The sequence below is a fragment of the Parageobacillus sp. G301 genome, from assembly GCF_030268025.1.
Lineage (GTDB): Bacteria > Bacillota > Bacilli > Bacillales > Anoxybacillaceae > Parageobacillus_B > Parageobacillus_B toebii.
This window is the reverse complement of sequence record NZ_BSDB01000003.1, coordinates 26,906-51,681: the sequence shown is the minus strand read 5'-3', so window position 1 is coordinate 51,681 and position 24,776 is coordinate 26,906. Positions and strand designations below refer to the sequence as shown.

At 42.7% G+C, this 24,776-nt stretch carries 25 protein-coding genes and 1 pseudogene; 12 read left to right on the top strand and 14 right to left on the bottom strand.

Translation table 11 applies throughout. The features are described from left to right. Positions 1–99: 99 nt before the first annotated feature. Positions 100–417, top strand: coding sequence for a DUF3870 domain-containing protein (locus QSJ37_RS16150; protein ID WP_062677537.1), 318 nt, complete (start codon positions 100–102; stop codon positions 415–417). A 32-nt stretch (positions 418–449) separates the two neighbouring features. Here QSJ37_RS16150 and QSJ37_RS16145 read toward each other — a convergent pair whose 3' ends face one another. From QSJ37_RS16145 to QSJ37_RS16135, 3 genes are all read right to left on the bottom strand, one after another. Then, a complete protein-coding gene (locus tag QSJ37_RS16145) occupies positions 450–1,655 on the bottom strand; it encodes an acyl-CoA dehydrogenase family protein (protein WP_012749168.1) in 1,206 nt (401 codons plus the stop codon). Beyond that, positions 1,652–2,818 carry a CaiB/BaiF CoA transferase family protein gene (locus QSJ37_RS16140; protein WP_285756221.1) on the bottom strand — a complete coding sequence of 389 codons (1,167 nt, stop codon included), beginning with the start codon at positions 2,816–2,818 and terminating at the stop codon, positions 1,652–1,654. The genes QSJ37_RS16145 and QSJ37_RS16140 overlap by 4 nt, the downstream gene beginning before the upstream one ends. Before the next feature lie 303 nt (positions 2,819–3,121). Then, complete coding sequence (locus tag QSJ37_RS16135; RefSeq protein WP_285756220.1) at positions 3,122–5,149, bottom strand: penicillin-binding transpeptidase domain-containing protein; 2,028 nt, start codon at positions 5,147–5,149, stop codon at positions 3,122–3,124. A gap of 544 nt (positions 5,150–5,693) precedes the next feature. Between QSJ37_RS16135 and QSJ37_RS16130 the strand changes: the two genes are divergently transcribed. The 4 genes and pseudogenes from QSJ37_RS16130 (at position 5,694) to ahpF (ending at position 10,658) form a co-directional block, all read left to right on the top strand. Then, entirely contained in the window at positions 5,694–7,130 is a 1,437-nt protein-coding gene (locus tag QSJ37_RS16130) for an NADP-dependent isocitrate dehydrogenase (RefSeq protein ID WP_285756219.1), read from the top strand. A gap of 663 nt (positions 7,131–7,793) precedes the next feature. Then, positions 7,794–8,438: pseudogene (locus tag QSJ37_RS16125) on the top strand (glycosyltransferase family 8 protein). Between the two features lie 114 nt (positions 8,439–8,552). Further along, positions 8,553–9,116, top strand: a complete 564-nt coding sequence (gene ahpC, locus QSJ37_RS16120) for an alkyl hydroperoxide reductase subunit C (RefSeq protein ID WP_061580044.1) — start codon at positions 8,553–8,555, stop codon at positions 9,114–9,116. A 12-nt stretch (positions 9,117–9,128) separates the two neighbouring features. Next, complete coding sequence (gene ahpF, locus QSJ37_RS16115) at positions 9,129–10,658, top strand: alkyl hydroperoxide reductase subunit F (RefSeq protein WP_244380545.1); 1,530 nt, start codon at positions 9,129–9,131, stop codon at positions 10,656–10,658. Positions 10,659–11,249: 591 nt separating this feature from the next. On the opposite strand, the gene QSJ37_RS16110 is transcribed toward ahpF, so the two are convergent. Continuing rightward, on the bottom strand, positions 11,250–11,399 hold the full coding sequence (locus QSJ37_RS16110) for a UPF0236 family protein (RefSeq protein ID WP_244380546.1): 150 nt from the start codon (positions 11,397–11,399) through the stop codon (positions 11,250–11,252). A 252-nt stretch (positions 11,400–11,651) separates the two neighbouring features. On the opposite strand from QSJ37_RS16110, the gene QSJ37_RS16105 reads away from it, so the two are divergent. Then, positions 11,652–12,479, top strand: a complete 828-nt coding sequence (locus QSJ37_RS16105; protein ID WP_285756215.1) for a glycosyltransferase family 8 protein — start codon at positions 11,652–11,654, stop codon at positions 12,477–12,479. Positions 12,480–12,508: 29 nt separating this feature from the next. Here the strand turns inward: QSJ37_RS16105 and QSJ37_RS16100 are convergent, their stop codons facing one another. The 4 genes from QSJ37_RS16100 to QSJ37_RS16085 form a co-directional block, all read right to left on the bottom strand. Further along, positions 12,509–12,697 (bottom strand): YfhD family protein, encoded by a 189-nt coding sequence (locus QSJ37_RS16100; protein ID WP_205424633.1) that lies wholly within the window; start codon positions 12,695–12,697, stop codon positions 12,509–12,511. A gap of 88 nt (positions 12,698–12,785) precedes the next feature. Beyond that, entirely contained in the window at positions 12,786–12,914 is a 129-nt protein-coding gene (locus tag QSJ37_RS16095; protein WP_285756214.1) for a YfhE family protein, read from the bottom strand. Positions 12,915–13,017: 103 nt separating this feature from the next. Beyond that, positions 13,018–13,569, bottom strand: a complete 552-nt coding sequence (locus QSJ37_RS16090) for a GNAT family N-acetyltransferase (RefSeq protein ID WP_285756213.1) — start codon at positions 13,567–13,569, stop codon at positions 13,018–13,020. Between the two features lie 283 nt (positions 13,570–13,852). Continuing rightward, positions 13,853–14,755 carry a TIGR01777 family oxidoreductase gene (locus QSJ37_RS16085; protein ID WP_285756212.1) on the bottom strand — a complete coding sequence of 301 codons (903 nt, stop codon included), beginning with the start codon at positions 14,753–14,755 and terminating at the stop codon, positions 13,853–13,855. A 92-nt stretch (positions 14,756–14,847) separates the two neighbouring features. Between QSJ37_RS16085 and recX the strand changes: the two genes are divergently transcribed. Continuing rightward, a complete protein-coding gene (gene recX, locus QSJ37_RS16080; RefSeq protein ID WP_285756211.1) occupies positions 14,848–15,663 on the top strand; it encodes a recombination regulator RecX in 816 nt (271 codons plus the stop codon). Here recX and QSJ37_RS16075 read toward each other — a convergent pair. Then, entirely contained in the window at positions 15,660–16,328 is a 669-nt protein-coding gene (locus tag QSJ37_RS16075; RefSeq protein WP_285756209.1) for an SDR family NAD(P)-dependent oxidoreductase, read from the bottom strand. The genes recX and QSJ37_RS16075 overlap by 4 nt on opposite strands. 67 nt (positions 16,329–16,395) lie before the next feature. Between QSJ37_RS16075 and QSJ37_RS16070 the strand changes: the two genes are divergently transcribed. Beyond that, the gene (locus QSJ37_RS16070) at positions 16,396–16,725 is read left to right on the top strand and encodes a YfhH family protein (RefSeq protein ID WP_255265199.1); all 330 of its coding nucleotides are present in this window, start codon (positions 16,396–16,398) and stop codon (positions 16,723–16,725) included. A 45-nt stretch (positions 16,726–16,770) separates the two neighbouring features. Here the strand turns inward: QSJ37_RS16070 and QSJ37_RS16065 are convergent, their stop codons facing one another. Both QSJ37_RS16065 and QSJ37_RS16060 read right to left on the bottom strand, forming a co-directional pair. Further along, positions 16,771–16,932: a YpzG family protein gene (locus tag QSJ37_RS16065; RefSeq protein WP_285756207.1), complete on the bottom strand. Its 162-nt coding sequence runs from the start codon at positions 16,930–16,932 to the stop codon at positions 16,771–16,773. 32 nt (positions 16,933–16,964) lie between these two features. Then, a complete protein-coding gene (locus tag QSJ37_RS16060) occupies positions 16,965–17,126 on the bottom strand; it encodes a small, acid-soluble spore protein K (protein ID WP_012749183.1) in 162 nt (53 codons plus the stop codon). Between the two features lie 117 nt (positions 17,127–17,243). Here QSJ37_RS16060 and QSJ37_RS16055 point away from each other — a divergent pair, with 117 nt between their 5' ends. Beyond that, positions 17,244–17,513 carry a YfhJ family protein gene (locus tag QSJ37_RS16055; RefSeq protein ID WP_285756404.1) on the top strand — a complete coding sequence of 90 codons (270 nt, stop codon included), beginning with the start codon at positions 17,244–17,246 and terminating at the stop codon, positions 17,511–17,513. Positions 17,514–17,550: 37 nt separating this feature from the next. Here QSJ37_RS16055 and QSJ37_RS16050 read toward each other — a convergent pair whose 3' ends face one another. The 3 genes from QSJ37_RS16050 to fdhF all read right to left on the bottom strand — a co-directional run bounded on the left by QSJ37_RS16050 (position 17,551) and on the right by fdhF (position 22,166). Next, on the bottom strand, positions 17,551–18,531 hold the full coding sequence (locus QSJ37_RS16050; protein WP_285756204.1) for a metal-dependent hydrolase: 981 nt from the start codon (positions 18,529–18,531) through the stop codon (positions 17,551–17,553). A gap of 187 nt (positions 18,532–18,718) precedes the next feature. Then, a complete protein-coding gene (locus QSJ37_RS16045) occupies positions 18,719–19,210 on the bottom strand; it encodes a helical membrane plugin domain-containing protein (protein ID WP_285756203.1) in 492 nt (163 codons plus the stop codon). After that, positions 19,203–22,166: a formate dehydrogenase subunit alpha gene (fdhF, locus tag QSJ37_RS16040; RefSeq protein ID WP_285756201.1), complete on the bottom strand. Its 2,964-nt coding sequence runs from the start codon at positions 22,164–22,166 to the stop codon at positions 19,203–19,205. The genes QSJ37_RS16045 and fdhF overlap by 8 nt, the downstream gene beginning before the upstream one ends. Positions 22,167–22,441: 275 nt before the next feature. Between fdhF and QSJ37_RS16035 the strand changes: the two genes are divergently transcribed. The 3 genes from QSJ37_RS16035 to QSJ37_RS16025 all read left to right on the top strand — a co-directional run bounded on the left by QSJ37_RS16035 (position 22,442) and on the right by QSJ37_RS16025 (position 24,742). After that, on the top strand, positions 22,442–22,789 hold the full coding sequence (locus QSJ37_RS16035; protein WP_285756200.1) for a Na-translocating system protein MpsC family protein: 348 nt from the start codon (positions 22,442–22,444) through the stop codon (positions 22,787–22,789). Positions 22,790–23,078: 289 nt separating this feature from the next. Beyond that, positions 23,079–23,891 (top strand): formate dehydrogenase accessory sulfurtransferase FdhD, encoded by an 813-nt coding sequence (fdhD, locus tag QSJ37_RS16030; RefSeq protein ID WP_285756198.1) that lies wholly within the window; start codon positions 23,079–23,081, stop codon positions 23,889–23,891. A 32-nt stretch (positions 23,892–23,923) separates the two neighbouring features. Then, positions 23,924–24,742, top strand: coding sequence for a formate/nitrite transporter family protein (locus QSJ37_RS16025; RefSeq protein ID WP_285756197.1), 819 nt, complete (start codon positions 23,924–23,926; stop codon positions 24,740–24,742). The last annotated feature ends 34 nt before the right edge of the window (positions 24,743–24,776 follow it).

Sequence of the window (24,776 nt, the reverse complement as noted above, 5' to 3'; positions counted from 1 at the left end):
ATTTATGATCAAAAAAGTTTGTCGATATATTTAAAAAAATTATGATTAATGTTGTTTTATAATCTTATAGTAGACATCTTTACGTAAGGGGAGAGGGAGATGAACACGCAATTTATTGCAGGACACGCACGGCTGCCCGCGGGAATGGCGGCAAAAAGCGTATATGATACGCTGACGATTACGGCGGAAATTGATAAAAAGTACGGGGTGATTGTCGACGCTTCGTGTACGCTGGCAACAGAACATGGGCGCGATTATGTTGCACGCCTGCTTAAAGGCCATTCGCTAAGGGACGGGATTGATTCCATTTTAGAGCAGCTGAATGAAGGGTATTTAGGAAAGGCGAATTCGGCGTTGTGTGCGGCGCTAAAAGATTTATACAAGCAATATTGCAAAATGCAGGAAAATATACAGTAAAAAGCCCTCGTATAAGCGAGGGCCTTTTTATGTTAAAGTTTCACCGAATCCGGATTCCAAGGCGGAAGCATTTTGCGCAGCGGTTTATCCTGACGGTAGCCAAGCACATATTCCGCTTGCATGATCGTATGAATTTCCCGTGTTCCTTCATAGATGACCGGCGCTTTTGAATTTCGAAGATAGCGTTCGACAGGGTATTCGTTGGAGTAGCCGTATGCACCGTGAATTTGGACGGCATCGTCGGCTGCTTGATTAGCGAAGTCGCACGCGATCCACTTTGCGAGTGATGCTTCTCTTGTTGTGCGGCGGCCTTGATTTTTCAAAAAACCTACTTTATAGACGAGCAAACGGCTAATTTGCAATCCAGCTTCCATTCTGGCGATCATTTGCTGCACAAGCTGATGGCGTCCGATTTCTTTGCCAAAAGTTTTGCGCTCATGGCAATACTTGACGCTTGCTTCCAAGCAAGCCATAATCAGGCCGACCGCCCCGGCGGCAACCGTGAATCTTCCGTTATCGAGGGCGGACATGGCGATTTTAAATCCTTCTCCTTCTTCGCCAAGTAGGTTTTCTTTCGGGACGCGGACGTTGTCAAAGAACAGCTCACCTGTGTTGCCGGCGCGGATGCCTAGTTTTCCTTTAATCGCTTTTGATGAAAAGCCAGGCATTGTCCGTTCGACAATAAAAGCGGAGATGCCTCGGTGTTTTTTCGATTTATCGGTGTAGGCAAATACGATAAAGTGATCGGCGATGTCACAAAGGGAAATCCATGTTTTTTGCCCGTTTAAAATGTAGTAGTCCCCATCGCGAACAGCTGTTGTGGAAATGCTGGCAACATCCGATCCAGCGTTTGGCTCCGTCAGGCCGAAAGCGCCAATTTTTTCGCCTTTTGCTTGCGGAACGAGATATTTTTGTTTTTGTTCTTCTGTGCCCCATTGCAACAAGGTTAAGCTATTTAATCCTGTGTGTACGGAGACGGCAGTGCGAAACGCTGTATCACCTCGTTCTAACTCCTCACAGACGATTGCAAGCGAGTTGTAGTCCATGCCCATTCCACCGTATTCTTCCGGAATGCACACGCCCATTAAGTTTAACTCCGCAAGCCGTTTGAAAATATTCGGATCAAAATATCCTCGTTCATCCCATTCTTTGATGTATGGCATAATTTCTTTATCGACAAATTTGCGCACGGTGCTGCGAAGCATTTCTTGTTCTGGAGTAAAATCGAAATTCATCATAATACATCCTCCCCCGTTTCATTCATGATTTCTCTTATAATTTCGTCGTTATGCTCTCCGGCAATCGGAGGCGGCAGACGATACGATATTTTTGTATCGGATAGTTTGAGCGGGCTTCCGACAAGCTGCAGCGGCCCCACCTTTTCATGCTTCATCATAATGACCATGTCGCGGGCTAGCGTCTGTGGATGCTGGAACAATTGTTCAAGATTTTGCACCGGGCCGCACGGTATACCTTTTTCGGCAAGCAGGCGCTGCCACTCTGCCCGCGTCCGTTTTTTCACTTCTTCATTAATGCGTCTGTTGAGTTCTTCGCGGTAGGCAACACGGCTTGGATTCGTTTGAAAGCGTGGATCTGTTCCTATTGTCGGGTCGGAAAGAAGCTCGCAAAACGCTTGAAATTGCCGATCGTTCCCAACGGCGATTACAATCGGCCCATCGCTTGCTTCGTACGTTGAATACGGAACAATGTTCGGATGTTCGTTTCCTAAAGGAGTTGGTACGTTGCCAGACATTAAATAGTTAGCCGCAACGTTGACGAGCGCGCTGATCGCCGAGTCGAATAACGAAATATCAATTTTTTGCCCGCGTCCTGTTTTTTCACGGGCGAGGAGAGCCGCTTGAATAGCGATTGCCGCATACAAACCGGTAAAGACATCGGTAATGGCTACTCCGACTTTAAGCGGTCCTGATGATGCGGTGCCATTAATGCTCATCCATCCGCTCATCGCTTGGATAATATAATCATATCCAGGTAAATGGCGGTATGGGCCTGTCTCTCCAAATCCGGTAATCGAGCAGTAAATGAGTCGCGGATTGATGGATGAGAGATGATCGTAATCAAGTCCTAATTTTTCCATTGTTCCTGTTTTGAAATTATGAATGACGACGTCTGCTGTTTTGGCAAGATGACGAATGATGTTTTTTCCTTTTTCTTCTTTCAAATTAACAGTAATGCTTCGTTTGTTGCGGTTGACCGCAGTGTAATAGGCACTCATTCCGTTTTGAAAGGGAGGTCCCCAAAATCTTGTATCATCCGATCCGCCCGGTGCTTCGACTTTAATCACATCAGCGCCAAGATCGCCTAAAATCATCGTGGCGTAGGGCCCTGCGAGGACACGCGTCATATCTAAAATGCGAACGCCGTCTAACGCGCCTGGCATTCGTTCACCTCCTTATGCGGGAAAATAAAAAGCCGGCTCCTTTTCTTTGCGAAGAAAGGAACCGGCTTTCACGACCTGAGGGAGCATTTCGGCAAAGAAATGCTGGTCAGATCGATACAGTTCTTTATCCATTGCAAACAATATAAAATTGTCGCGTCTTCATCGTGTTATGTACCGTCTGCGTAGCGTCAGCCGCAAAACCGACGGAAGACGGTTTGTTAAGTTTTATTATAAATAATAAATTTATAATTGTAAATAGTCAAAAAATTATTCAGAATAAAGGGAGCTCGTGATTGAACTCCGTTAATGTGATTTTACCGTTTGAAAAATGTTTTTCACGATATTTACAACGTATTTGCTGCCATGATCATTTTGTACATCCTCTATTAACATGGCAATGAGAAGGTCAGGATGATTGGCATTGTATGCGACAAACAGCCCATTTTCTTTTCCTTTTTCTCCTTTTTTATCTTTCAATTCAGCGGTCCCGGTTTTTCCTGCTAATATAATATCTTTCATATAAGCGCCGTGTGCGGTTCCATTTGGATTGGCGACTATTTGTTTTAACCCTTCTGCGATGATGTTCGCAGTTTTTGCTGAAATGATCTGTTGTTTCCAAACGGTTTTTTGTTGTCCTTTTTCTAAAATTGGTTGTAATAAATCACCATTGTTTACAAACGGTGTGTATGCAGCGGCAAGATGAAGAATGCTCATCTGCATTTGTCCTTGGCCATAGGCGGTATCCGCCAGTTGTGGACCTGTCTTCAGCTCGCCTGTATTCGATATTTGCGAAGATGGAATCGGGTATGGAAACGGCAATTTTTCGCCAAATCCGAATGAGTGCAACCCTTCTTTCAATTTATTCGGTCCGAGATCCAGACCGGCCATGGCGAAATAAATATTATCGGAATAAATGAGCGCATTTTGGAGGTTGACGTTTTGTAAACGATCGCTTACTCTTGTCACAAAGTAATTTCCCCATGATCCGTCTTTCGGTTGCCATTTTTTCCCGGCAATCGTTTTCGTTTGTTCAGGAGTAATGATGCCTTTTTCAAGGCCGATTGCACCGATAATAGGTTTGATGGCTGACCCAGGCGCATAGGTGGCGGCAAAACGATTAATTAACGGTTTTAGCGGATTATTTTCTAATTTTTTGTATTCCTCTGCTGAAATTCCGAGTACAAACTCGTTTGGATTGAACGAAGGGGAGCTGACTAAGGCGAGAATTTCGCCGGTCAACGGGTGAATGGCAGCGGCGGTTCCAGCTCTTCTTTTCATATTTTCATAAATCGTTTTTTGCAGTTTGGCATCGATCGTAAGAGTAATTGTTTCTCCGTTTTTTGGTTTAGATTCAGCGACCGTCACTGTCGAACCATCTTTTTTTTCGATATAGATTTTAGCGCCGTCTTGTCCTTTGAGACGCTCTTCAAACAGTTCCTCGAGCCCGCGTTTTCCGATGCGGTCGGATGGCGAATATCCTTTGTTTTTTAATTTGCTTAGTTCTTCATCTGTAATATTGCCGATATATCCAACCAGATGGGCAGCGGCCTCCGCGAATGGATATTCCCTTTCTGCTGCCTCTTTTACTGCTACAGCTTGGATGTTGAGGGCGCTTTCTAATAGCGCGGTTTCCGATTTTGCCACTTTTTGAATTGGAACAAAATAATCAGGCTGTACCCAAGCGGCGTTTAATTTTTCGTTAATGTATTCGACAGGGATATGGAGCAGCTCGGCAAGCTGTTTTTTAATGGATTCCTCGTTTTCGCCCATTTTTCCAGGAACAATGCCGATTTCGTAGGCGGCTCCGTTCATCGCGAGCGGCAGCCCGTTGCGGTCGTATATTTCCCCGCGTTTTCCGGCGGTAATGGCAATACGAACTTTATCCCCCTTTTGTAATTGCGGAAAAATATATGTCGTATCCCATTGAACATACCATTGCTCGTCATCGTGTTGTTTTTCTTTGACAAGCAATGCTTCATGCTCAAACTGGATCGGGCCGGCAATTGTGTTCATTTTTACGGAAAAAGGGAGTTTGATTTGTTCTTTCTTATCGTCCTCTTTTTTTTCTTCTGCTGGCAATGGTTTTATCGATAAATTAGTTACTTTGATATCTTTATAAATTTTTTTATAGCGATTTATAAAATTTTCCTTTGATATGTTTTGTTTTGCTTGTTTAGATAGCATCGCATACATGTCTTCAAATTGTTGGTTTGTCCACAATTTCGTATATTTTTGCAATGCATCATGCGGTGAAGGTTTTTCACTGCAGGAAGATAATAAAATGGAACTAATCATGATGACGAAAAATGACACCATTCCTCTTTTGATCATTCATTTTCCCCCAATCGTGTTTAAATCATATAATATTTGCTGTTTACATGTTGGAAGTTAACGGTATTTATATTAACTATAACATAAAAGGTAATGAATAACAGTGAATGGGAAAGAAATGATCGTGGAGAAATAAAAAATATGGATACTAGAAAAATGGTAAAATTATATTTGTATGCAATAAAAAATTTACTGATATTATGCCGGTTGCTTGAATGCGAATCGTTATACATGGCCACATCTTCACATTATTATGTGAAAATGCGATGATCTGTTGCTTTGTTTATGAGATGGCTAATAGGTCAATATTTGTGTATAGGAAAAAATTTAAATTTTTTAAGGAAATTTTAATAATATTTTGTTATTATCATATATGGCATGATGATACTGGCCATTACTGTTGGATACATAAGCATGAGAGATGAAAAGATAGTACTGAAACAATATAGCTGCGGGATGGAGAGTGATCTTCCGCTGCTGCGTAGTAGTGGATTATTATAGATCACATTTATATAACAACATAGACAACAAAGGGAGGATTCAGATGAGCAAAACACCGATTACGGTTGCGTACGGAGATGGAATCGGTCCTGAAATTATGGATGCGACGCTAAAAATTTTAGACGCTGCCGGTGCGCAACTAGATATTGAAACGATTGAGATTGGGGAAAAAGTATATCTTCGCGGCGGCACGACTGGTCTAGAGGAGAGTGCGTGGGATTCGTTAAGAAGAACGAAAGTATTTTTAAAAGCGCCAATTACAACACCGCAAGGCGGAGGGTATAAAAGCTTAAACGTAACGATTCGGAAAGCGCTTGGACTTTACGCAAATGTCCGCCCGGCTGTAGCGTATTATCCGTTTGTCGAAACGAAACACCCAAATATGGATGTCGTCATTATTCGCGAAAATGAAGAAGACTTGTACGCCGGCATTGAGCATCGCCAAACGGAACAAGTATATCAATGCTTGAAATTGATTACCCAGCCTGGCTCGGAAAAAGTGATCCGCTATGCGTTTGAATATGCGCGCAGCTATGGCCGCAAAAAAGTAACCTGTTTTGTAAAAGACAACATTATGAAACTGACAGACGGCATTTTCCACCGCATGTTTGAAGAAATCGGCAAAGAGTATCCGGATATTGAAAAAGAAACGTGGATTGTCGATATCGGCGCGGCAAAATTAGCGAATAGCCCAGAAGAATTTGATGTCATTGTCATGCCAAACTTATATGGCGATATTATGTCAGATATTGCGGCGCAAATTTCTGGTTCTGTCGGGCTTGGAGGTTCGGCGAACATCGGTGATCAATGTGCGATGTTTGAAGCGGTTCACGGATCTGCTCCACCGCTTGCGGGAAAAAATCTTGCCAATCCATCCGGATTGCTTTTAGCAGCAGTGATGATGCTGCAGCATATCGGCCAGCCGGAAGTAGCGTCGCGCGTGCATAACGCTTGGTTAAAAACCATTGAAGATGGCATCCATACGTTTGACATTTACCGCGAAGGAATCAGCAAACAGCAAGTGGGAACAAAAGAGTTTGCCCAAGCGGTCATCGACCGTCTCGGCCAGCTTCCGGAAAAACTTTCTCCAGTTTCCTATAAAGAAGCGCCAAAGCTTCACGCGGTGCTGAAACCGCGGCAAAAACAAAAGAAAGAATTATTTGGCGTGGACATTTTCCTTGATTGGGATAAAGGCACGGCAGAAGAGCTCGGCAAAGCGTTGGAGCAATTTAAAGTTGGCAACCTCAAGCTTCGGGTTATTACGAACCGCGGAGTGAAGGTATATCCAGGAGGACTTCCGGAAACGTTCTGCACCGACCATTGGCGCTGCCGCTTCCATGCGGAACAAGGCGAAACGATCGAACATCGGCAGATTGTCGAATTATACAACCAGCTTGTTACGGCTGGATTTGATTGCATTAAAACAGAAAATCTTTACTTATTTGACGGTGAGCCAGGGTTTGCGGCCGTTCACGGATGATAAAACAGCAGCATTCCACTGCTGTTTTTATTTTTGTATAAGATAGAAAAATGAAACTTTTAGGGGAAAATTCGTATGGACATAAATAAAGAAAGGAGGGGGATTGTGAAAAAATATATAGTATTTTCTCTTAGTTTCATCTCCATCTTTGTCATCGTTCAATGGTTCTCAGGAATGCTGTTGACGATGTTGTATCCCCCGGATCCGTCATTATGGAAAGAGGCGGAGCATTTTTCAACTAAAGTTCAGTTTGTTAGACCAACTCATTTTCCATCGCTTATTTGTCTACTTTTTTCATTTGTTATCTCTTTTCTCATCACGAAGTTATTTCAAAAACGCTTTTCTCATTCCCATTGCGACTAACAGCAAAAATTGGAGCAGTAATTGCGCTGCTTTTTTCATGAATGACAAATAGAGTATAACTAAAAATATGCATAAATGTTAATTAGTACAAATATTGCGGTGAAAGATAAAATGGTTGCATCACCTATTTTGGCTGCGTAAGGAATAATAACGACATCTTATAAAGTAATTTAGTTAATGATATGGGGAAAGTTTCCTTTTTATTTTATCATTAAAATATGTTGGGAACGTGATGAAAATTTATATAGTAATGTAAGGGAATAGTATGACTATACGGTAAGGACAAGGAAGTGATTGCTTATGTTTCATATACTGGTGACGTTAAATTCGAACTATATTCCGCCGTTAAAAGTATTAAATGAACTCGCTGTTTTGCAACAATCATAAACCATTTTCGTTCTATCTATTATATTCGCGTATTCCCGAGATGGAAATCGAGTCATGAAACGGTTTGTAGAACAACAAGGCCATCGACTGATTCCGATTTATGTCGATCCTCAATTATTTGCCGATGCCCCTGTATTTTGTCATTACACTTCAGAAATGTATTATCGGCTTGCTGCTCACCAGTTTTTGCCGCAAGAATTGGATCGCATTTTATATCTTGATCCAGACATTGTTGCGATTAATCCAATCGATGATTTGTATTATATGGATTTTGAAGGAAATATGTTTATTGCCGCGGAGCATACTCATTCCACGAAAGTAGCGAATTTATTTAATAAGCTGAGGCTAAAGACCCCAAATGCAAAAGGATACTTTAACACTGGTGTTATGCTGATGAACTTGCAGTTAATGAGAAAAGAAGTTCGGTTAGAGGATATTTACCAATTTATTCGTGATAGGTGTCTGTCACACCACGAAGGGACGTGGATCACAAAGAAGCATTCCATATGGAGATTTGCGTTCAACCCAAATAGAAAGAAATTAAATCATATCTATTGACAAATAGATACTACTATATGATAATAAATATCGAATTAAAATTATTATAATTTAATCAATATTTTAATTAAGCTATTGACTATTCTAACACTATTTTCAGGAGGTAGATGAATGATGTCTCTAATTGGAAAAAAGGTACAACCATTCCGTGCAAAAGCGTATCATAATGGGGAGTTTATTGAAGTTACGGAACAAGACTTTCAAGGTAAATGGAGTGTAGTTTGCTTCTATCCAGCTGACTTTACATTCGTATGTCCTACGGAGCTTGAAGATTTGCAAAATAACTACGCGACTTTAAAAGAGCTTGGCGTTGAAGTGTATTCTGTTTCAACAGATACACATTTTACACATAAAGCATGGCACGATACGTCTCCAACAATCAGCAAAATCGAGTACATTATGATCGGCGACCCTTCTCAAAAGCTATCTCGCATGTTTGATGTGCTTGATGAAGAGGAGGGTCTTGCTCAGCGCGGTACGTTCATCATCGATCCAGACGGTGTCATCCAAGCGGTGGAAATTAATGCTGACGGTATCGGCCGTGATGCAAGCACGCTTATTAACAAAATTAAAGCGGCACAATACGTCCGCAACCATCCAGGCGAAGTTTGTCCAGCGAAATGGCAAGAAGGGGCTGAAACGCTTAAACCGAGCCTTGATCTTGTAGGGAAAATTTAAGGAGGTAACACCATGATATTGGATGCTGAGATAAAAGCGCAATTAGCCCAATATCTACAATTGATGGAAAATGACATTGTTCTAAAAGTGAGCGCGGGAGACGATCAAGTTTCCCGCGACATGCTTGCTTTAGTCGATGAATTGGCCGCAATGTCACCAAAAATTAAAGTAGAGAAAACGCAGTTGCAAAGAACGCCAAGCTTTAGTGTTAATCGTATCGGCGAAGATACTGGTATAACATTCGCTGGTGTTCCTTTAGGGCATGAGTTTACTTCCTTAGTGCTTGCTCTGCTTCAAGTAAGCGGAAGACCGCCAAAGGTTGATCAGAACGTGATTGACCGAATTAAAAGCATAAAAGGCACCTATCACTTCGAAACTTACGTGAGTTTGACATGCCATAATTGTCCTGATGTGGTTCAAGCGTTGAACTTGATGAGCGTCCTGAACACGGGCATTTCGCATACGATGATCGATGGCGCAGCCTTTAAGGACGAAGCGGAAAGAAAAGGAATTATGGCAGTTCCAACAGTATTCCTAAATGGAGAGCTCTTTGGTAGCGGCCGGATGTCATTGGAGGAAATTTTGGCGAAGATGGGGAATACTTTGGACGCATCACATTTCGCTGAAAAAGAACCATTTGATGTACTGGTTGTCGGTGGCGGACCAGCCGGAGCAACTGCAGCGATTTATGCGGCGCGTAAAGGCGTTCGTACAGGCATTGTTGCGGAACGTTTTGGCGGTCAAATATTGGATACATTAGGCATTGAAAACTTTATCAGTGTGAAATATACGGAAGGCCCTAAGCTTGCAGCAAGCCTTGAAGAGCATGTCAAACAGTACGATATTGATATTATGAATTTACAGCGTGCCAAACGCTTGGAAAAGAAAGATCTTATTGAAATCGAGCTTGAGAATGGCGCCGTTTTAAAAAGCAAGACGGTTATTATTGCAACGGGGGCTCGCTGGCGCAATCTTGGCGTACCAGGCGAGGTGGAGTTTAAGAACAAAGGGGTCGCATACTGCCCACATTGCGACGGTCCGTTGTTTGAAGGAAAACATGTTGCGGTCATTGGTGGCGGCAATTCCGGTATTGAGGCAGCCATTGATCTTGCAGGCATTGCAAAGCATGTCACCGTTCTTGAGTTTATGCCGGAGCTGAAAGCCGATGCTGTTTTACAAGAGCGCCTTTATAGCCTGCCTAACGTAACGGTTTTAAAGAACGTGCAAACAAAAGAAATTACCGGTACGGACAAAGTAAATGGCATCACTTATATCGACCGGGCAACCGGAGAGGAACATCATATTGAATTGCAAGGGGTATTTGTTCAGATCGGCTTGGTGCCGAATACGGACTGGTTAGATGGAACGATTGAACGCAATCGCTTCGGCGAAATTATTGTCGATAAGCATGGTGCTACGAACATCCCTGGAGTGTTTGCTGCAGGTGACTGCACGGATAGCGCATATAAGCAGATCATTATTTCAATGGGGTCAGGCGCTACCGCAGCCTTAGGTGCATTTGATTACCTTATTCGAAATTAAGTTTCTTTGATTGCTGAAATTTGTAAAACAGAGAGCCATAGGGTGGCTCTCTGTTTGTTTTTCAAGAGGTTGGCATGCTTTTTTTCGCATGTGGACGAGCATATCGCATTTGTCGGAAGAACTGTTTATCGATGCAGCGGTTGGGAATCGACCTATCGTTTGTATTGTCTAAAACGCTGATACGGTTGAGTCAAGATTTTGTGGGAGATTTTTTTGAGGTTTTGATTTTTTAGGTATATTTTGTAATCGTTTTCTGATTCTCTTATCCTGTTTGTGTGTGCTTTCCCTACTTGTTTAAATCCCTTTCAATGCTTGTAGCGCTTGATAAATTGGTGCTTGGGGATATTGAATTCCCGCGTACGACTTCAGCTGCTCGCTTCCCGTTTCATGGCTCATCACCGCATAGCCGACCATCTTCTCTAGCGTCTCGACGGCTTTGACGATACAATGGATCCGCCATTGCCAATTCCATCGCTGTTTCCTCCAAGAACGGGCTGATCCTCCCAATCAAAGCGGAGAAAATGGTCTAACAAGCAAGTATAGACGCTTGTTTCTCGATCAAAATAATCGTTGCGTTGAACTTCCGCCTCTTTAAATAACATCTGGAATGAGTACGGTTTGTTTATCTTTTAGGCAATAACGGTTCTTATCTCGATGTTTAGCCAATTCTTGATCGATATACTCCAATACTTGTCGAAGCATGTTTCCGTATGTTTCTTGCAGCGTCGAAAACAGTTCCATTCAATCTCTTTCAATGTTTGCCCATTTATGATAAACTTTTTCGCAGGACTCTCTTCCCTCCTTGTGTTTGGTTTTGTGCACTTATCGCAATACAGGAAGAGAGTCCTTTTTGCATCTATTTTGTTTACCATCTCCTTTTTTAGGAAATACAACCCCAAAATACATATCTTCTCCCATAAATATTTTACTCATACTATATAATGTAAGGGAATAGTATGACTATATACGGTAAGGACAAGGAAGTGATTGCTTATGTTTCATATACTTGTGACGTTAAATTCGAACTATATTCCGCCGTTAAAAGTATTAATGAACTCGCTGTTTTGCAACAATCATAAACCCTTTTCGTTTTATCTATTATATTCGCGTATTCCCGAGATGGAAGTCGAGTCATTGAAACGGTTTGTAGAACAACAAGGCCATCGACTGATTCCGATTTATGTCGATCCTCAATTATTTGCCGATGCCCCTGTATTTCGTCATTATACTTCGGAAATGTATTATCGTCTTGCTGCTCACCAGTTTTTGCCGCAAGAATTGGATCGCGTTTTATATCTTGATCCAGATATTGTTGCGATTAATCCGATCGATGATTTGTATTATATGGATTTTGAAGGAAATATGTTTATCGCCGCAGAGCATACTCATTCCACGAAAGTAGCGAATTTATTTAATAAGCTGAGGCTAAAGACCCCAAATGCAAAAGGATACTTTAACACCGGTGTCATGCTGATGAACTTGCAGTTAATGAGAAAAGAAGTTCGGTTAGAGGATATTTACCAATTTATTCGTGAGAATCGGTTTAAGCTTGTGCTTCCTGATCAAGATGTGCTAAACGGTTTATATTGGGACAAAATTAAGCCAGTGGATTGTTATCGTTATAATTACGATGCGCGATATTACGATATGATTCAGTTATTGCCAAATCCAAAGCATGATTTACATTGGATTCAGGAAAATACAGTGTTTATTCATTATTGTGGAAAAGATAAACCGTGGAAGGGAAATTATAAAGGGGAGCTCGGACTGTTTTATAAACAGTATAGCGACATTTTAGAATTAGAAAAGGAAAAAGCCTAAAGGCAGCGTAAATAAGCTGCCTTTAGGCGCTATTTTTTGCGTGCTTTGCTTTGGCGAATGCCAGCTGCTTGTGCGCGCGCTTCTGCTTCTAGGTCTTCGTGATCCGCAAATTCGCGAGAATATTCGACATCTAGTCCGTCGGATTTCAGTTGTTTTGGGACTTGCGGAAGAGTTGCTTTGTTTTTATCACGCGTTTTTTGTCCGCGAGATCGACCCATCATCAATTCCTCCTAAGCAATAATGTGAATCGTACGATTCACTACTTAGGATGGCATTTGCCCGACAAAGTATAAATAACAATGTTTTCTAATGTTTCGCTTTTTTTGCTGTGTAGCCGCCTGCTTGGTCGGCTAATTTAAAGTCGCGGGAATACGTTATTTCTTGTGCTCTCGTTAACGTGCTTTTCGTTTTTTCTTGTCTTCGTTTTTCCGCCATTATTGTCCCTCACTTTTATCAAGATTTGTTTATTTTTAGTTTGTCCACCGTTTGTTCATTTTATGCATGAATAATAGAAAAAGGGCTGTTGTACACAGCCCCGTTACGCTTCTTTGCGTTGTTCTTGTTCGATTTGAGAAGGATGGCGAAGGGTATATAATGTATAGTTATCTTTTGTAATTTCGTATAAATTATATACATCAGCCCCGATTTGTTCCAGCAAACTTTTTCTTGTCTCATTCGCTGGGGTAACATACGGTAATTTTTCTGCCGCTTTGATGGAGCGGATGTTCACTTTGCGAATGCGCATAAATACTGTTTCAATGGAAAGTTCGTAAAATAATTCGTGGAAAAATGCTTCTTTCGCACGTTGGTTATATCCTTGGCCATGATATGGCTTTCCAAGCCATGTGCCTAAAAATCCAGCGTTATTTTGTATGTCAAATAGGCTGATTGTGCCGATTGGATTTCCCCATTCATCTAAAATGGTGCGGGAAATGAGTTCACCGCGTTCTTCCGCTTCGATGATTTGTTTCGTCATAAATAAAAATTCTTCGTACGAGCTTGCTTTTTGGCGCACGAAAGGGAAGACGTCCGGGTGCACCATCAGCTCGTAGAGTGCATGACAATCTTGCAGCTCCCGTTTTTTTAACATACTTTTCCCTCCTTATATCGAGGGCAGTTTACTTGTGGGCGAAACCACCCTCGAAATTTTTTAATATATTTCATCAAAAAATTCCGGGGTGGGAATCGAACCCACTAGAACCAGCGATATCCGCTGGTGGCGCACCATTTGCCTTCCCTTTTGTTGCGTCGTTATCTGATTGTCGGCAATGAGTAGCACAGGTCTTTATCATCATACACGATGATCAAGAAAAAAGAAATAGGTTTTTTGTTAAATTTTTTTTATATATTTGTTGATTTTTCGATAACGAACGTCACGTGGCTAGTAAATCGGCTAAACTTTTTTCCAGCGTAGGGAAGGAAAAGACGAACCCAGCTTCCATCAGTTTTTTCGGAATGACTTGCTGTCCTTCGGTTACAAGCATGCTCATTTCACCAAGGAGAGCGCGCAGCATCGCACTTGGCACGCGAAGCCAATGAGGGCGGTGAAGTATACGGGCGACCGTTTCGCCGAACTGTCCCATACGGACGGGAGATGGAGAAGTGATATTAACCGGTCCTGCTAGCTGCTTATGATCAATAATATATGCAAGCGCACGAACCACATCGTTAATGTGAATCCAGGAGATCCATTGCTGTCCCGAGCCGATTGGACCGCCGATCCAGAAACGGTACGGTAAGACGATTTTCGGCAACGCCCCGCCGTTTTTGCCAAGAACGACACCAAATCGTGCCATTACCGTACGAATTCCTAACGACTCTGCTTGTTTCGCTTCATTTTCCCATTTCGCTACGGTTTGTGCCAGAAAATCGTTGCCAATTATTGAACTTTCTTCGGTAAAAGAATCGGTAAGCGAAGTGCCGTAAATGCCGATGGCGCTCGCGTTAATAAATACACTAGGAGGGGATGGCAATGATTTGATCAGCTCAATCATCCATTGGGTCGTGGAGACACGGCTATGGACAATGCGTTTTTTCTGCTTTTTTGTCCATCTTCTGCGATTAATCGGTTCGCCGGCTAAATTAATCACGGCATCAAAGGCAGGAAAGTCTGTTGCGGGACGGCTTTCAGGCTTGAATAAAACATAGCGGATATTAGAAGAGGAAGATAATTTAGGACGTCGCGTCAATATATAAATGGTATGGCCTTGTGGCTCAAGGTGATTCGAAAGCGCTTTCCCGATAAAACCAGTTCCGCCGGCAATGGCGATATTCATATCCTTCCCTCCTAGTCTGTCGTAGTGAATTATTTCGCTTTTCATGTACCGGATTCCTTCTGTGTGTTACGATAAAAAATGGAGGGAAAATCATGGGGATCATTACGAATATAGCTGTTCAGCCAAACAGCCGTGAACGTTTTCGCGTCACGATCCAAAAAGAAAATGGAGAAATAGATGTGATTACCGTTGATCAAGACGTGTTGCTTCAATTCCGCCTGAAAAAAGGAATGGAAATTGATGAGAATGCCTTACAAGAAATAGTATATGCGGATCAAGTCAAAAAAACGTATAATCAGGCTTTATATTTTTTATCGCACCGCATGCGGTCTGAACGTGAGGTGACCGATCATCTGAGAAAAAAAGGCGCATCTGACGATGTGATCGCAGAGGTGCTCGATAAGCTGCGAGAGAACAAATACGTCGATGACCGTGAATTCGCCTTCGCTTATGTGCGCACGCAAAAGCAAACGACGGCAAAAGGACCGTATGTCATTCGTAAAGAATTAGAAAAATTCGGAGTTGCGGAAGAATGGATTGAACAAAGCTTGGCTATTTACTCCTTTGATGAGCAAGTGGAAACGGCAAAATCGCTTTATGAAAAAGCAAAAAAACAGCGGGCAAAACAGTCTTTGCGGCAATGGAAATATCAGATCGAGCAGCTTTTATATCGAAAAGGATTTCCGCAGGAAGTCATCGATCAGGTGCTGTTGTCAAAACGGGACGAAAAGGAGGAACAGGAGTGGGAAGCTTTGGAGTATCAAGGAAGAAAAGCGCATCGTCGCTATGAAAAATATGATAGTCCGATGTATGAGCAAAAAATGAAGCAGGCTTTGTACCGGAAAGGCTTCCCACTGGAGATGATCGAGCAATTTTTGAGCAAATTAAAGGAGGAGCAGGAACATTAAGATAAAATAATTTCGTTTTGCCCGTGTTCTAAAGCGATAATTTGTTTTGCTATTTCTTTTGGAGAACGAAGCCGCGAATGATCTTTTATATGATCGGTTCCATGCCAAAACGGGGTGTCCATGCCTCCCATGTACACAGCGGTAACCGAAATATTTGTGCCTTTCAGCTCTTTCGTTAAGCTTTCGCTAAAGCCGCGAATCGCAAATTTTGTCGCGACATAGACCGATTCGTTCACTTTGCCGCGTAAGCCGGCAGTCGAAATAATATTGATAATTTTTGCTTTCGGCATCGCCAGAAAATGCGGCAAAAATGCTTTTGTCATATAAATGGTCCCATTGATGTTCGTTTGAATCATATCGTCAATTTGCTGCGCGGAAAGCGAAGAAAGCGGACCGAAATGGCCGATGCCAGCATTATTCACAAGACACGTAACATGGTGGTGTTTCGCAATCATATCGACTGTGTTAACGACATCTTCGTAACGGCGGATATCAAGGGAATAGGCAAACGCTTTTCCTCCTAGATGCTCGATTTCCTGCACTACGTCTAAAAGAGGGGAGATCCGTCTGCCGAGGGCGATGATGGTATGGCCTTGCCCAGCATATTGCAATGCCAATTCTTTTCCTAACCCTGTGCCGGCCCCGGTAATAGCAATAACATCCATTGTCTGTCTCTCCATTCTGTTGGATTGTCTTTTTTATCATATAATAAAATCAAAGGGGGAACAAACGGTGAAAGCGCCAGGAGAACAAAAACGTTATAGTGAAATGACGGAACAAGAATTGCGTCAAGAAATCGCGGCATTAACGGAAAAAGCGCGCAAAGCGGAACAAATGGGGATGGTAAATGAATACGCCGTATATGAAAGAAAAATCGCGATGGCAAAAGCGTATTTGCTTGACCCAAATGATTTTCAGCCGGGCGAAATATACGAGATCGAGGGAGATCCGGGAGAATATTTTAAAGTGCGCTATTTGAAGGGAGTATTTGCTTGGGGATACCGGTTAAAGGGAAACGGGGAAGAAGAAGCGCTGCCGATTTCGTTGTTGCGAAAGCCGTAATTGTAGTAAAAGAGAACCTAGAGAAGATTCTCTAGGTTCGATTTGCTACGATTGTTTCCGCGTTTGACGCTCAAGGATAATTAAGTTAAGTGTTTGTTGAGTTTCTCCATTGACTTGTGAATGGGCATGTTTTGGATTCGCCCATGGCTGCTGGAAAGGATTGGAGTATAAGTTGTCATAAAATTTTTTGTGCGAATGGCGACCCATTGTCTCACACCTCTCAAAATAAGAGAAAGTTTCTAAAAATTGTCATCTCGTTTGCCGGAAGCGTGCATGCGTTCTTGCGGATGGGTGTTAGTCGTGCCGTTTGCCCGTTTTGAAGCATATTCCGCTTTTGCGCGTGGTTCACCTTCGAATTTATTGTTGTTTTGGTTTGGGAAGTTGCGTTCTTTATTCCGCATCGCACATTCCCTCCTTTGCAATTGCTCGTGTTGATGGCCAACACGTATTTTTATTATGAGGATATTTTGCTCTCTTATGTGTTCAAATTGTTGGGATAAGAGGTGGAAAAAATGACGATGAATGAATATTTTGAACGGCTGACGAACTATTTGTTGGAGAAAAATCCATCGCTTGCTTATGCCCAAGCGAGAACGTGGGTCGAATTGTTATGGGAAGATTTCGAAACGACATATGCCCGCGCTGGACACGAGTATAGAGGAAAAGAGCTGACAGAAAAAGTAGTGCGTCAATGGATTGACCGGTATGGAGCGACATTACATGAATTTCAAACGACAAATCCGAAATATCAACATTTGCTAAATCGCAATGATTATTTAAAACATTGAAAATAGGCGGTTGTTTCAAAACGACCGCCTATTTTTATCAGTTTGGAATGAAGTCCAGTTTTTTTCGCAATTTCCCTTCGCTGAAAATCCAGCCGGTATACGAACTGACAATATTTAAATCGCGATCTAATTGCACTACGGCGACGAATGGATAGTAGCCTTTGCTGCGATAGCGCAAGTCCGTAAATCGCACTTCATAATGATCGTTATATTCATGAAGTTCCCATCGGTAGACGGGGGAAAAGGACAGAAAAGCGGCAACGTTTTCATCCCGCTTGGCCGCTTCGATGACGGGATCGTCAGGAAGAGGGCATTTTTCAAATTGGTCCAATATATAGATGCACCCGTTTTTGGCCCTCGCGACATAAAAGTAGTCTTTTGCCGTAATCGCCAAATGCCACTCGCGGAAGCGGAACGTCGGAACGGTAATAATCTGTTCGACATCGGCAATTTCAGCACGGATGGCTTGTTTAATCGCTGCCTGCTGGCGTAATCGTATTATATAATAAGCGGCGATGACACCGTAAATCGCTAGAAACGTATAGCCGGGATGAAGGCCAAGAAACAACAGACCAACCCCGATGACATGCAGGGCAAAAATAATTGGATCGAATGTATTGATCACACCAAGCGCAATCCACTTTTTTGTAAACGGCCGCAGCGCTTGCGTGCCGTAAGCGTTAAAAATATCGACAAATACGTGAACTGCGACAGAAATGAACGTCCATAGCCATAAGTGAAATACATTGACGTATGAATAAAAGCAAACGATAATGCCTGTAATGAATAACGGCCATAGCCATACGGCAGGAATCGAATGGGTAATTCCGCGATGATTGCGGATATATTTTGCGTTGTTTTGTAATTTTAAAATCGTATCGATATCCGGCGCTTGGGAGCCGGCTAATGTTCCGATAAGCACAGCATGAGACAAAAAAGGGTCTTGAGCGACAGTGGGGTCCAATGTGGCAATACTGCCTAGCGCTACCCCCATAAGAATGTGTGTGCCTGTATCCAAGCGAAATAAGCCTCCTTTGCTAGTTTCGTTCATTAGTATATCCAGTCCGTTTTCGATCATTGGACGAGTAAGCACATAAAAACAAGGATGTATTGCCAGTGTAGCACATTTCGAATGCATTGGCGAGGGAAGGGAATACTAAAGCCATCTTTCCTGTTTAGGAAAGATGGCTGAAAAAGGCGAATGTTTAGCTTTTATCATCATCCAGACGTTTTCCAAATTCTTTTAAAGAGGAAAGAATAAAGCGGATGGCGCGGTTAATGTCAGGATCATTCAGTGATTTTAAAAGATCGAAAATGCCGATTTTTTTATCTTTTTCTTTTGTTTGCTTGTATGCTTCGGCAATGCTGGAAGCGGTGCTTTCCAATAACTTAGCGGTTAATTGCGGATCGAGATTGGCAAGCAGCTGTGCCATCCCGATCACATGATTAATCACCGTTGTCACCGGTTTGCGATTTGCTTGACCGATGACGATTTTCGCGATGTCTTCTCTTGCTTTAAGCATCGCATTTGCCGCTTCGAGTATGCCGCTTTTATGCAGTTCTTCTATAATAGAAAGCAGTTCAGTGACCGCTTCTTCTTTTTCCGTCAATGAAATTTTTAGTTCTTCTATTGTTTTCTCACGTTTTTCTTCTTCGGTAATGGTTTGTTTTTGAATGGTTGTAATTGGTTTAGCCACGCGGCTGTGCCTCCTTCCATTCATCTGTTAAAGGAACGTAATCCGGACGCTTCCATTTTCGCTCGACTTCGACTCCTCTTTTTGGATTCCGCTTTTTAAATCGCGGATTGGTGCGCGGGAGCGGAGGCGTTCCATCGACTTCTAACACTTGCATCCGTACTTTTGTTTGCTTGTATGCCGGTGTGTTGGTGCGATGGTCAGTCGCAGGACCGGTCAGTATGTTAATGGCGCTTTCGTTTGTTGCCGAGTGCATTGGCAAGAACAATTCTTTCCCTTTGACGCGGTCAGTGACGAGCACGCGCACTTTTACTCTGCCGAATGGTGATTCTAAACGAACGAGCGAGCCATCTTTGATGCCGCGTTCTTTCGCTAATTCCGGCGATACTTCGACGAACACTTCCGGGAATTTTTTCTGAATGCCTTGCGATTTGTATGTTAAGTTTCCTTCATGGAAATGTTCGAGCAATCGCCCGTTATTGACAAGCAAATCGTACTCTTCCGGATACTCTGCCGGTTGTACCCAGTCGGCGAGCGCAAAGCGTGCTTTTCCGTCTGGGAAGTTGAAGCGTTCTTTGTAAAGGATTGGCGTATCCGCTCCGTCATAGCTGCCCCAGCAGAGGCTTTTCCATCCTTCCAAGTTTTCATAGTTTGCCTGTGAATAAAGCGGAGCAAGGCTTGCGATTTCATCCATAATTTCTTTTGGTCCGGCGTAATTCCAGTCAGCTCCCATCCGTTTGGCGATTTCTTGAATGATCCACCAGTCTGGTTTGGAATCGCCGAGCGGTTCAAGCGCTTGGTAAAAACGTTGAATGCGCCGCTCTGTGTTGGTAAACGTTCCTTCTTTTTCTAAGCTTGGAGCTGCTGGCAAAACAACGTCAGCAAATTGCGCGGTTTTCGATAAGAAAATGTCCTGCACCACTAAGAAGTCTAATTCTGAAAGCACTTTTTGGACATGATTGGCGTTGCAGTCGACAAACGCCATATCTTCGCCGACGATATACATTGCTTTTAATTTTCCTTGTTCCGCAGCCTCAATCATTTGAATGTTGTCAAGCCCTGGTTTTCCATCAATGCGGACGCCGTATGCTTTTTCAAATTTTGCCCGCGCGACATCATCCGTAATATGCTGGTATCCTGGAAGCCAGCCAGGGAGTGAGCCCATATCGCAAGCGCCTTGCACGTTGTTATGGCCGCGCAGCGGGAACGCTCCAGCGCCTGGGCGTCCGTAGTTGCCAGTTGCGAGCAATAAGTTCGAGATGGCCGCTGATGTATCGCTGCCTCCCGTGTTTTGCGTAACGCCCATTCCCCAGAGGATGCACGTTCCATCCGCCTCATGGATCATTTCAGCGATGCGGATTAAATCTTCTTTTGCAACGCCTGTTACTTCTTCCGCGTAATCGAGCGTATATTTTTCGAGCACCTCTTTGAATTCATCGAAGAAATGAACGCGTTCGCGAATGAACTTTTCATCATGCCAGCCTTGGTCGATGATATATTTCGTAACGGCCATCAGCCATACTTGGTCGGTTCCTTGCTTTGGCCGGATAAATAGATCGGCGCGTTCCGCCATTTCATTTTTGCGCAAGTCAGCAACAATTAATTTTTGACCAAATAGTTTATGGGCACGTTTGACGCGAGTCGCCAAAACCGGATGTCCTTCCGCCGGATTGGCGCCGATAATAATCACTAATCCCGCGGATGCGATATCATGAATCGTTCCGGAATCGCCGCCCATTCCTACTGTGCGGAACAATCCGTCTGTTGCCGGCGACTGGCAGTAGCGCGAACAGTTGTCGACGTTGTTCGTTTCAAACACTTGCCGCGCTAGTTTTTGCATTAAATAATTTTCTTCATTGGATGTTTTCGACGATGAAATAAAGCCGATGGCATTGCCGCCGTATTTCCGTTTGATTTCGCCAAGTTTTTCTGCAACAAGCGAAAGCGCTTCTTCCCATGTGGATTCGACAAACACGTCACCTTTGCGGATAAGCGGTTTGGTCAGGCGTTCTTCGCTGTTGACGAAATCCCAACCGAATTTTCCTTTTACACATGTGGAAATGGCGTTGACTGGTGCTTCAGAGACAGGCTGGATTTTTAAAATTTTACGTCCTTTTGTCCATACTTCAAACGAACAGCCGACGCCGCAGAACGTACAAACCGTTTTCGTCTTTTTGATGCGCTGTTTGCGCATCGCCGCTTCGATTTCCGAAATGGCAAAAATACTGCTGTAGCCAGGTTCGACTTCTTTTACAAAATCGATCATTGGATTTAAAATTTCTTTATCTAAACCGGTCATAAAGCCGGCCTCGCCTAACATCGATTTTTCCATTAATGCATTACATGGGCAAACGGTAACGCATTGTCCGCAACTGACACAGGAAGATTCGTTAATCGGAACACCGTTATCCCAAATGACACGAGGGCGTTCCGCTTCCCAGTCAATAGATAATGTTTCGTTTACTTGTAAGTTTTGACATACTTCTACGCATTGACCACAGGCGATACATTGATTTGGATCATAGCGGTAGAATGGATGGGACATGTCGACTTCCGATGGATCTACTTTCGGGCGGTATGGATACGATTGATGTTCGATTCCCATTAATTCCGCTGTATTGTGCAATTTACAGTTTCCGTTATTGTTATCGCAGACAGTACAATATAATAGGTGGTTTTCTAGGATGCGGTCCATCGCTTCTTTTTGAGCTGCTTTCGCCCGTTCGGAAGAAAGCTCGATGTTCATGCCGTCTTTAGCAGGAGTAGAACAGGCGCGCACCAATTTTCCATCTGCTTCGACAATGCATGTGTCGCACGTTTGAATGGCTCCAAGCTCAGGAGTATAGCAAACTTGCGGATGTGGGATGTTGTTTTCATTAATGACTTCCAAAATCGTCGTTCCTTGTTTTGCGCTGTAATCGCTTCCGTTTATTGTAATCGTTATCAATTGTTCGCTCATGCTTAAACCTCCTCCACAGTAAAATAAAAACTCCACCATGAATGAAGATGGTCTTCAGTCATGGTGGAGTAGTTTTTTAGCATGACGATGCTAAAATAACCAATCCATATCCAAATAGACTAGTAGAAAAATAACAAGGGAAGCCTTATTATTTTTCCACTATGTTTATGTTTATTATAAATTTTTTTATTATAATTATAGTACTGAATTGTTCATAAAACAACCTGTAAAGAAGATTGTTTTTCGCAAATTTACGGTTGGAAAGGGGATTTCCCATGTCAAAAAAGGAAGCGGCATTTAACGATTTAGTGCGAAAAGTTCGCAAACAGCTTTTTGGAAAAGGACCAGAGCGGATTAAAACATATTTTATCGATAATCTCGCTATCAGTATATTGCAAGGAAATTTAACGCCGACGGAAAAGTTTATTGCAAGGTCGCCAGAAGGAAAAGAAATGGTTCATACGGCGCGCACCCGGATGATTCAGGAAGTATATGCGCAAAAAGTGCCGGAAGGCCTCGAGGAGCTGGCAGGATCCAAACTTTTATATTTATTTAATGATATTAAAGTAGAAGACGATATTGCTGTTTCTGTATTTATATTTGAAAAACCGATTAACAAATAATATGACAAGTCTAAAAAATTCTGTATTGTTTTGTAATGCGCTTTCATGGTATGCTAAAAACAGCATTTACATGTTTTATATATGTGTTATATGGATAGGAAGCTTAGCTATGCAATACGCTATTGTTAGTTAAGTTTCCTTTCGCTAGGCGATATGAGCGTTGGTTTTGTCACAGTAGTTCTGTGCTGAAACTACCGCCACTTTTCTATGTGTACGAAGGAATAGTATGCCTTCGTCATAGAAAATGTGGCGGTTTCTTTTTGTGGATCCGAAAATGGAGGTGAATTTAATGGAGTCATTTGTGACTCGTAAGCAAAAAATTGTAAAGTATCGTGATGATCGGTTTGAAGAGCTAGATGATGAGGTTGCTGTGGAGTTTCCGCTTACGATTGTCGTTGATGGGCAGGAATTTGCGACAATGGTGTGCACTCCGACTCATTTAGAAGAACTGGTCATCGGTTTTTTGGCTTCGGAAGGGCTGATTCGTTCTAGCAAGGAAATAAAAACAATCTCTATCGATGAACATCGCGGGTTTGCCTATGTTGAGCTTGTCACGAAACAGTCCATTCAAAAAGAGTTTTACGCAAAGCGGTTTATCGGCTCATGCTGTGGAAAAAGCAGACAGTTTTATTTTTATAACGATATGAAAACAGCCAAAACAATTGTGCACAGCACGAGCGTTCATGTGGAGCAATGTTTTCGCCTTATGCGGTTGCTGCAAGAGAGCTCGACCGATTTTCAGGCGACTGGCGGCGTTCATAACGCGGCGCTTTGTACCCCAAACGACCTAGTCATTGTTCGCTCTGACATTGGCAGACATAATACGCTAGATAAAATTTACGGATATTGCTTGCAGCACGATTTGCTGTTATCGGACAAATTAATCGCGTTTAGCGGAAGAGTATCATCGGAAGTGTTGTTAAAGGTTTCCAAAATGGGGATAGGCATTATTTTATCGAAATCCGCCCCAACGACATTGGCGCTCGAATTAGCGAACGATTTAGGTATTACGATTGTAGGATTTATTCGCGGCCATACGTTTAATGTATACACACATCCAAATAAAATAACGGGGTTGCAAGAAAAAAATATTGTAATTTGATAACTAAATTGCGGAAAAAAGGGGGATCCATAATGGCTTACCGCAATCCTTCACAAATTGCGCAACTCACCATTGAAGCGGGAACGCGTAAAGCGAATTTGCCATTATTATCACAAATTATTCTTGGCTTTTTGGCAGGAGCGTTTATTGCGCTTGGATTTTTATTGGACATTCGCGTGATTGGCAACGTTCCAAAAGAATGGGGGAGCTTTGCCAATTTTTTAGGTGCGGCGGTGTTCCCATTAGGACTTGTCCTTGTCATCATTGCCGGCGGAGAATTGTTGACGGGAAATATGATGTCAATGACATTGGCAGCGTTGGCAAGAACAATTACAATGAAGAAACTAGCGAAAGGATGGTTTTGGGTAACCGTAAGCAATTTTCTTGGTGCTGTATTTGTTGCCTATATGTTTGGTCATATTGTCGGGTTAACAGCGGAAGGTCCTTTTTTAGAAAAAACAATAGCCATTGCTGATGCGAAACTTCACGACACATTTATACAAGCATTTATTTCAGGCATTGGCTGTAACTGGCTTGTGACATTAGCTGTCTGGTTGTCATATGGGGCGGAAGATATTGGCGGAAAAATATTAGCGATTTGGTTTCCAGTCATGGCGTTTGTAGCGATTGGCTTTCAGCACGTTGTGGCGAATATGTTCGTCATTCCTGCCGCGATTTTTGCAGGACATGCGACATGGGCGGACTGGTTCCGCAATTTTGTTCCCGTCTTTCTTGGCAATGCGGTCGGCGGCAGTGTATTTGTTGCACTATTGTACTGGCTTGTGTATGGAAAAGATCATATGAAACAAAGCGTCGCCCATGTGAAAGTAATCCAAAAAGAAGCGAGATAATAAATGGTACACCTGATTTTGCTACAAAGCAAAA

What these genes read in the sequence shown, in the direction of transcription:
- QSJ37_RS16055 (WP_285756404.1), top strand. Translation starts at nt 17,244, where the DNA reads ATGAATGAATATTTTGAACGGCTGACGAACTATTTGTTGGAGAAAAAT.
- QSJ37_RS16130 (WP_285756219.1), top strand. Translation starts at nt 5,694, where the DNA reads ATGAGCAAAACACCGATTACGGTTGCGTACGGAGATGGAATCGGTCCT.
- ahpC (WP_061580044.1), top strand. Translation starts at nt 8,553, where the DNA reads ATGTCTCTAATTGGAAAAAAGGTACAACCATTCCGTGCAAAAGCGTAT.
- QSJ37_RS16075 (WP_285756209.1), bottom strand. Translation starts at nt 16,328, where the DNA reads ATGGATGTTATTGCTATTACCGGGGCCGGCACAGGGTTAGGAAAAGAA.
- QSJ37_RS16145 (WP_012749168.1), bottom strand. Translation starts at nt 1,655, where the DNA reads ATGATGAATTTCGATTTTACTCCAGAACAAGAAATGCTTCGCAGCACC.
- QSJ37_RS16035 (WP_285756200.1), top strand. Translation starts at nt 22,442, where the DNA reads ATGTCAAAAAAGGAAGCGGCATTTAACGATTTAGTGCGAAAAGTTCGC.
- QSJ37_RS16105 (WP_285756215.1), top strand. Translation starts at nt 11,652, where the DNA reads ATGTTTCATATACTTGTGACGTTAAATTCGAACTATATTCCGCCGTTA.
- fdhD (WP_285756198.1), top strand. Translation starts at nt 23,079, where the DNA reads ATGGAGTCATTTGTGACTCGTAAGCAAAAAATTGTAAAGTATCGTGAT.
- QSJ37_RS16095 (WP_285756214.1), bottom strand. Translation starts at nt 12,914, where the DNA reads ATGGCGGAAAAACGAAGACAAGAAAAAACGAAAAGCACGTTAACGAGA.
- QSJ37_RS16100 (WP_205424633.1), bottom strand. Translation starts at nt 12,697, where the DNA reads ATGGGTCGATCTCGCGGACAAAAAACGCGTGATAAAAACAAAGCAACT.
- QSJ37_RS16025 (WP_285756197.1), top strand. Translation starts at nt 23,924, where the DNA reads ATGGCTTACCGCAATCCTTCACAAATTGCGCAACTCACCATTGAAGCG.
- QSJ37_RS16110 (WP_244380546.1), bottom strand. Translation starts at nt 11,399, where the DNA reads ATGGAACTGTTTTCGACGCTGCAAGAAACATACGGAAACATGCTTCGA.
- QSJ37_RS16065 (WP_285756207.1), bottom strand. Translation starts at nt 16,932, where the DNA reads ATGGGTCGCCATTCGCACAAAAAATTTTATGACAACTTATACTCCAAT.
- QSJ37_RS16140 (WP_285756221.1), bottom strand. Translation starts at nt 2,818, where the DNA reads ATGCCAGGCGCGTTAGACGGCGTTCGCATTTTAGATATGACGCGTGTC.
- QSJ37_RS16085 (WP_285756212.1), bottom strand. Translation starts at nt 14,755, where the DNA reads ATGAATATCGCCATTGCCGGCGGAACTGGTTTTATCGGGAAAGCGCTT.
- QSJ37_RS16090 (WP_285756213.1), bottom strand. Translation starts at nt 13,569, where the DNA reads ATGTTAAAAAAACGGGAGCTGCAAGATTGTCATGCACTCTACGAGCTG.
- fdhF (WP_285756201.1), bottom strand. Translation starts at nt 22,166, where the DNA reads ATGAGCGAACAATTGATAACGATTACAATAAACGGAAGCGATTACAGC.
- recX (WP_285756211.1), top strand. Translation starts at nt 14,848, where the DNA reads ATGGGGATCATTACGAATATAGCTGTTCAGCCAAACAGCCGTGAACGT.
- QSJ37_RS16135 (WP_285756220.1), bottom strand. Translation starts at nt 5,149, where the DNA reads ATGATCAAAAGAGGAATGGTGTCATTTTTCGTCATCATGATTAGTTCC.
- QSJ37_RS16060 (WP_012749183.1), bottom strand. Translation starts at nt 17,126, where the DNA reads ATGCGGAATAAAGAACGCAACTTCCCAAACCAAAACAACAATAAATTC.
- QSJ37_RS16150 (WP_062677537.1), top strand. Translation starts at nt 100, where the DNA reads ATGAACACGCAATTTATTGCAGGACACGCACGGCTGCCCGCGGGAATG.
- ahpF (WP_244380545.1), top strand. Translation starts at nt 9,129, where the DNA reads ATGATATTGGATGCTGAGATAAAAGCGCAATTAGCCCAATATCTACAA.